This window comes from Nonomuraea lactucae (assembly GCF_003313395.1).
GTDB lineage: Bacteria > Actinomycetota > Actinomycetes > Streptosporangiales > Streptosporangiaceae > Nonomuraea > Nonomuraea lactucae.
In genome coordinates, this window is the sequence record NZ_QNFZ01000836.1 from 1 (window position 1) to 5,847 (window position 5,847).

Consider the following 5,847-nt stretch of genomic DNA (forward strand, 5'->3'; position numbering starts at 1 on the left):
CCTGGTCCGGCGGCGTCGTACGCGGACCCTGCCGCCCCCGCCCGGGCACCGTCGCCCGCGGACCCTGCGGCCGACGAGCTCGCAGCCTCCAGCCGCCCTTCCGCCCCCGGCCGGTGCAGCCCGAGCCACGCCCCCAGCACCACCGCGGACCCCACGATCAGCAGCACCGCCATCGTCGTCCGATCCATCCCGCGCGGCGGCTCGGGCTCGAACACCGGGAACGGCGCGGCGGGCACGGCCCGGCGGAACGCCGACGGCGGCCTGTCGTCACCCTGCTCATGATTCACCAGGTCAGCCATATGGCGATCATTATGGGCGAGATCGCGGCCCCGGGCCCGGCTTTGCGCTCCGGCCGCCGCCCGCGAGTCGCGGAGGGGCGTCGATCGGCTCGCACGAAGGTCATCGCCTATGCGCCTTTGGTCGGACAAGGCGGAGACCATGGGACGATGCGGACGGGAGCAGGCTGGTCCTAGCGTCGGGGCATGACGCAGCTCCAGACCCAACCGGCCAGCCGGGTGCACGAGATCGACGCGTTACGCGGGTTCGCGCTGGCCGGGATCCTCGTGGCGAACATCGGCTTCTTCGCCGACCCCGGCTACGCCGTGGCGGGCGCCATGCCCATGCCGGACGGGCCGGTGGCGTACGTCATCAGCGCCCTCGTGCTGACGAAGTTCTACGTCCTGTTCTCGTTCCTGTTCGGCTACTCGTTCACGCTGCAGATGCGCGCGGCGGAGCGGGCGGGGGCGAGCGTCAGGGCGCGCACCCTGCGGCGGTGCCTCGGCCTGTTCCTGATCGGCGTGGCACACGGGCTGCTGTTGTGGGTGGGCGACATCCTCACCCTGTACGCCGCGCTCGGGCTGCTCCTGCTGGCCCTGCGCAACGTCAGGCCGCGGACGGCCGTCGTCGTCGCGACCGGCATCGTCGGCGTCCTGACCCTGCTCTGGCTGGCCCTGGCCGGGCTGGTCATCCTCGACCCCGGGGCCTCGGGGATGCCCGCCGCCGACCCCGCCGAGGCCGCCCGGGTGCTCGGGCTGGCCACCGGCGGGCCGCTGGACGTCCTGCGGATGCAGTTCGAGCTGTATCCACCGCTCGCGATCATGATCTGGCTGTTCCAGGGGCCGACGGCGCTGGCCATGTTCCTGCTGGGGCTGGCCGCGGGCAAGCGGCGGCTGCTGGAGGATCCTGAGCGCTGGTGGCACCTGCTCTCCCGCGTCCAGTGGATCGGGTTCGGCGTCGGCCTGCCGGGCGGGGCCTTCTTCGCCTGGTCGACCGGCTCGCCGAGGTGGGAACTGCTCGGCCTGGCGGTGAACAACGTGACCTCCCTGCTGCTCACCGCCGCCTACGTGGCCACCCTGCTGCGGGTGGTCAGGCGCTTCCCCGCGGTGGGCCGCGCGCTCGCGCCCGCGGGCCGGGTCGCCGCGTCCAACTATCTCGGGCAGTCCGTGCTCTGCTGCCTCGTCTTCACCGGGTACGGCCTCGCGCTCGCCGGGCGGCTGTCGCCCCTCGCGGTGATGGGCGTCGCCGCGGCGATCTACGCGGTGCTGCTGGCGCTCAGCGCCTGGTGGCTGCGCTCCCACCGGTACGGGCCGGTCGAGTACGGCCTGCGCCGCCTCACGAACTGGGCCTGACGGCAGGAGTCCCGGACCGAGGTCTTGACCAAGCGCTCGTTCGGGGGATATATCTGGGTCTGGACATATGTAGGCCGGTCGATATTTCCCCCGGAGGCCGGGTTGGCGCGCACCCAGGATCAGCGGCGAGCCGAGACCCGGGCCCGCCTGATCGACGCCGCCGCCGACCTGTTCGCCCGGAAGGGCTTCCACGCCGTCTCGGCCGAGGCGGTGGCCGGCGTCGCCGACCGCACCACCGGCGCCCTCTACAACCACTTCGGTGGCAAGGAGGGCCTGCTGCTCGCCCTGCTGGAGGTGTGGAAGGACGAGACGGCGGCCGACCTGCTCGCCGCGTTCGCCGGGATGACCGAGCTCGACGACCGGCTGGCCGCCCTGTTCGACGTGCTGACCCGAGGGGATGGGGATCGCGGTGCGTCATGGCTCCTGCTCGAACTGGAGCTGTGGCTGCACGGCGCGCGCGATCCCGCCATCGGCGAGCCCCTCGCCAGGCGCTACGCCGGCATCCGCGCCCGCCTGGCCGACGGACTGGCCGACTGGGCCCGGCTGGCCGGAGTGCCGTTGCGCCGCTCACCGGAGCGGACGGCCACGGCGGTGCTCGGGGTGCTGATCGGCTGCGCGGTCCAGCACCGGCTCGACCCGCCGGCGGTCGAGCTCCGCGCGGTCGTGGACGCCCTGCGCGACCTGCTCGGACTGCCCGCCCCCTAGAACACCCCCTGGAACACCCCCTGGAACACCGCCTGGAACACCGCCTGGAACACCGCCTGGAACACCGCCTAGAACACTCCCGACCACGCGCCGAAAGGGAGCCGCCATGCGGATCAACCTCCTCGAAGACACCTGGGAACGCCACGTCCCGCACGACCAGTTCGCCTACCTGCGCGAGAACGCGCCCGTCCACTGGCACGAGGTCCCCGGCGACACCGGCTTCTGGGCGGTCACCAGGTACCACGACGTCAAGGCGATCAGCCGTGACGCGCAGACCTGGTCCACCGAGCTCGGCACGACCTTCATCCGCACCCAGCCGCCGGAGATGATCGAGGTCGCGAGCCTGATGCTGCTGAACATGGACCCGCCCAAACAGACCCGCTACCGCAGGCTGGTGAGCGCGGGCTTCACCCCCAAGATGATCGCCCGGCTGAGGGAGAAGGTCCGGTCACGCGCCGAGAGCATCGCCGACGGCGTGCTCGCCAGGGGTGGAGAGGTGGAGTTCGTCACCGACGTCGCCGAGTACCTGCCGCTCCAGATGATCTGCGACCTGGTCGGAGTGCCCGAGGAGGACCACGCCAAGATATTCGAGTGGTCCAACCGCATGGTCGGCTTCCAGGATCCTGACTTCCGCACCACGCCGGAGGACGGCGAGATCGCCGGAGCCGAGATCTTCGCCTACTGCGACGGGCTGGTCGACGAGCGCCGCGCGAACCCGCGCGACGACATCCTGACCGCCCTGGTGCGGGCCGAGATCGACGGCGACCGGCTCACCAGGGACGAGATCGACGCGTTCTTCGTCATCCTGTGCGTCGCCGGCAACGAGACCACCCGCAACCTCATCGCGCACGCCATGCACGCCCTCATCGCGCACCCGGACAGCTACCGCGAGCTGGCCGCCAACCTCGACGACGAGGAACTCTGGCGCACCGCCACCGAGGAGTTCCTGCGGTGGGGCTCCTCGATCCACAACTTCCGGCGCACCGCGACGCGCGACACCGAGCTGCGCGGCCAGCCGATCGCCGCGGGGGAGAAGGTGGTCACCTTCTACGCCTCCGCCAACCACGACGAGGACGTCTTCCGCGACCCGTACACGTTCGACATCCACCGCACCCCCAACGACCACGTGACCTTCGGCGGCGGCGGCCCGCACTTCTGCCTCGGCGCCAACCTCGCCCGGCTGCAGATCTCCTCCATGATCAGGGAACTGCTCCGCCGCTTCCCCGAGGCGGAGCACACCGGGCCGGTCAGGAGGATGCGCTCCGACTTCATCAACGGCATCAAGCACATGCCGCTGCGCTTCGCCACCACGACCTGACCACATGGTCCGCTACCCCGACGGCCGCTACCCCGACGGCCGGTAGCCCGCCTGCCGGAGCACCGCGGTCAGGTATGCCTCCACGGCAGCGGCGCTCTCGTCGTCGGGATAGTCGCCGAGGTGGTGGAGGACCGCCCCGTTGAGGATCTGCTGGACCACGTCGAGGTCGCTGTCGCGGGGGAGCAGGCCGTCGGCGCGGGCCCGTTCCAGCGTCGCGCGCACCGCCGCCGCGCGCCGCCTGCCGTGCGCGTTCCGGTACGCCTCCAGCAGTTCGGGGTGGTCGTCCACCGCGCCGTACAGGCGGCGGAGCATCCGGCGGCCCTGCGGCAGGCTCAGGTAGCCGGCCCAGTCGGCCAGCATGTGCTCCACGCCGGCCCAGTCGAGCGCGCCCGGGTCGTGGTCGGTGTGCATCGACTCGATCGCCTCGACCAGCAGGGCGGTCTTGTCCGGGAACCTCCGGTAGACCGTGGCCCGCGTGACGCCCGCCCGCTGGGCGACCCGCTCGATGCTGGTGGCCCCCGCGCCGCTCTCGATGAGCAGCTCCAGCGCGGCGGCGAGGATCGCCTCGTCGGCGTCGCGGCTGCGCGGCCGGCCCGGAGGCCGCTGGGACTGCGTGCTGCTGGTCATGGCACGTACGATACAGCACAGCACTGTATCGTAATTATCCGCTGATCCCGGTCATCGCTCGCGGTCCGTGAACATGTCGATCAGCGCCCGCACCGGGATGTCGGCCTCGGTCGGGTGCCGGAACCCCTGGCCGGCGTTCACGCTGTAGTGGTTGCGCCGGCCCACCCTGACGGGATCGACGTACCCGGCCTCCTTGAGGTCGGTGACGATGCCCTGCGCCGCCCGTTCGGTGATCCCGATGGAGGCGGCGATGTCGCGCACCCGCACCTGCGGGTTCCGGGCGATCTCCAGCAGCACGCGGGCGTGGTTGGTGAGGAAGGTCCAACGGGGCTCGGCGTTCCTGCCCATGAAGCTCACTCCGGTAGGCGGCCTATGGCGAAAGGACTTTCCTGTATTGTCCTACACGCTTCATGTGGGGGGCCACCTCTTCGTGATCGGGGGCGACGTGCGGTCCGGGGGCGGAACGCGCCAAGATGGGGCATGACCGATTCCCCGGCCGATCCCGGCTCGCCGCTCCCTGGGGCGATCCGACTCCCCGACGGCTCCTGGGTGCGCGGGCGCGGCCTGCGCAATCCCCTCCCGGCCGGCCCCCTTCCCGGGTACGGCCTGTACGCGGGAGGCGGGCGGCTGCGGCGGCGTCACGAGGACCGGCTGTCCTGGCCGCACCACTGGATCGAGTGGCCCGACTTCCTCCTGCCCCGCGACCGTGACGGCGCCGCCGACCGGATCCGCGCCGTGCACGCCAAGGCACGGGCCGGGCAGCCGGTCGAGGTCGCCTGCGGCGGCGGCGTAGGCCGCACCGGCACCATGATCGCCTGCCTCGCGGTCATGGCCGGGCTGCCCGCCGAGGAGGCCGTCGCCTGGACGCGGGCCCACTACCACCATCGAGCGGTCGAGACGCCGTGGCAGAGCGCCTGGGTGCGACGCTTCACCCGCTGACATCCGACCACTCGTCGCGCCCGCGCCCGTGTGGCCGCCCCCGCGCCGTCGGGTCAGCCGGGCTGATCCCAGATGCTCGCCGCGCCCGCCTCCTCGCGCCTGCGCACCCGCACGCTCGTCGGCCCTTCGAGCACCGCCAGGGCGCTCTCCACGTCGTCGGTGGCGATGACGACCTTGACCCCGCCGAAGATCGTGTAGGCGAGGTCGATGTTGACGTTCGCGTCGGCGAGTTGCCTGGTCAGCTCCCCGAGCGTGCCCGGGCGGTCCTCGATGTCCACCACCAGCACCGGACGCTCGTCCGCGACGCCCATGCCCGCGCTCTCGAGCGCCTCCCGGCACCGGGGCGCGGCCGTGTCGTCGACCAGAACGTGCACGATCCCTTTGCCGTCGCCGGTGAAGGCGGCGAGGCCCTCGATGTTCACGCCGGCCTGGCCGGTGACCTCCCCCAGGCGGGCCAGCTCTCCCGGCCGATCGTTGATGATGACTGCCAGATCCGTGGACATCGCCTCTTAATCTTCTCACCGAGGTCGAAATACGACAATCCGTGAGGGCTGGGCTGGTCAGATGCCGGTGGGGTGCCAGATGGTCTTGGTCTCCAGGAAGCGGGTCATGCGGGTGGTGCCGGGGTCG

General features: G+C 71.7%; 8 protein-coding genes. 4 read left to right on the forward strand and 4 right to left on the reverse strand.

The features are described 5' to 3' along the window. Nucleotides 1-287, reverse strand: a 287-nt coding sequence (locus DQW85_RS29025) for a hypothetical protein (protein WP_205315494.1), incomplete at its 3' end; no start/stop codon positions are given. Nucleotides 288-482: 195 nt separating this feature from the next. Between DQW85_RS29025 and DQW85_RS29030 the strand changes: the two genes are divergently transcribed. The 3 genes from DQW85_RS29030 (at nt 483) to DQW85_RS29040 (ending at nt 3,651) form a co-directional block, all read left to right on the forward strand. After that, nucleotides 483-1,628 carry a DUF418 domain-containing protein gene (locus tag DQW85_RS29030; RefSeq protein WP_113703038.1) on the forward strand — a complete coding sequence of 382 codons (1,146 nt, stop codon included), beginning with the start codon at nt 483-485 and terminating at the stop codon, nt 1,626-1,628. A 102-nt stretch (nt 1,629-1,730) separates the two neighbouring features. Then, the gene (locus tag DQW85_RS29035; RefSeq protein ID WP_162795463.1) at nt 1,731-2,333 is read left to right on the forward strand and encodes a TetR/AcrR family transcriptional regulator; all 603 of its coding nucleotides are present in this window, start codon (nt 1,731-1,733) and stop codon (nt 2,331-2,333) included. A gap of 106 nt (nt 2,334-2,439) precedes the next feature. Further along, on the forward strand, nt 2,440-3,651 hold the full coding sequence (locus tag DQW85_RS29040) for a cytochrome P450 (RefSeq protein WP_113703040.1): 1,212 nt from the start codon (nt 2,440-2,442) through the stop codon (nt 3,649-3,651). A 27-nt stretch (nt 3,652-3,678) separates the two neighbouring features. Here the strand turns inward: DQW85_RS29040 and DQW85_RS29045 are convergent, their stop codons facing one another. Both DQW85_RS29045 and DQW85_RS29050 read right to left on the reverse strand, forming a co-directional pair. Next, entirely contained in the window at nt 3,679-4,278 is a 600-nt protein-coding gene (locus DQW85_RS29045; protein WP_113703041.1) for a TetR/AcrR family transcriptional regulator, read from the reverse strand. Nucleotides 4,279-4,329: 51 nt separating this feature from the next. Next, nucleotides 4,330-4,626: a helix-turn-helix transcriptional regulator gene (locus DQW85_RS29050; RefSeq protein ID WP_113703043.1), complete on the reverse strand. Its 297-nt coding sequence runs from the start codon at nt 4,624-4,626 to the stop codon at nt 4,330-4,332. A gap of 132 nt (nt 4,627-4,758) precedes the next feature. Between DQW85_RS29050 and DQW85_RS29055 the strand changes: the two genes are divergently transcribed. Then, nucleotides 4,759-5,217 carry a protein-tyrosine phosphatase family protein gene (locus DQW85_RS29055; protein ID WP_113703042.1) on the forward strand — a complete coding sequence of 153 codons (459 nt, stop codon included), beginning with the start codon at nt 4,759-4,761 and terminating at the stop codon, nt 5,215-5,217. A gap of 53 nt (nt 5,218-5,270) precedes the next feature. On the opposite strand, the gene DQW85_RS29060 is transcribed toward DQW85_RS29055, so the two are convergent. Beyond that, a complete protein-coding gene (locus DQW85_RS29060; protein WP_205315495.1) occupies nt 5,271-5,720 on the reverse strand; it encodes a hypothetical protein in 450 nt (149 codons plus the stop codon). Between the last annotated feature and the right edge of the window lie 127 nt (nt 5,721-5,847).

Coding starts and splice junctions, on each gene's coding strand:
- DQW85_RS29030 (WP_113703038.1), top strand. CDS start 483: ATGACGCAGCTCCAGACCCAACCGGCCAGCCGGGTGCACGAGATCGAC.
- DQW85_RS29040 (WP_113703040.1), top strand. CDS start 2,440: ATGCGGATCAACCTCCTCGAAGACACCTGGGAACGCCACGTCCCGCAC.
- DQW85_RS29045 (WP_113703041.1), bottom strand. CDS start 4,278: ATGACCAGCAGCACGCAGTCCCAGCGGCCTCCGGGCCGGCCGCGCAGC.
- DQW85_RS29050 (WP_113703043.1), bottom strand. CDS start 4,626: ATGGGCAGGAACGCCGAGCCCCGTTGGACCTTCCTCACCAACCACGCC.
- DQW85_RS29055 (WP_113703042.1), top strand. CDS start 4,759: ATGACCGATTCCCCGGCCGATCCCGGCTCGCCGCTCCCTGGGGCGATC.
- DQW85_RS29060 (WP_205315495.1), bottom strand. CDS start 5,720: ATGTCCACGGATCTGGCAGTCATCATCAACGATCGGCCGGGAGAGCTG.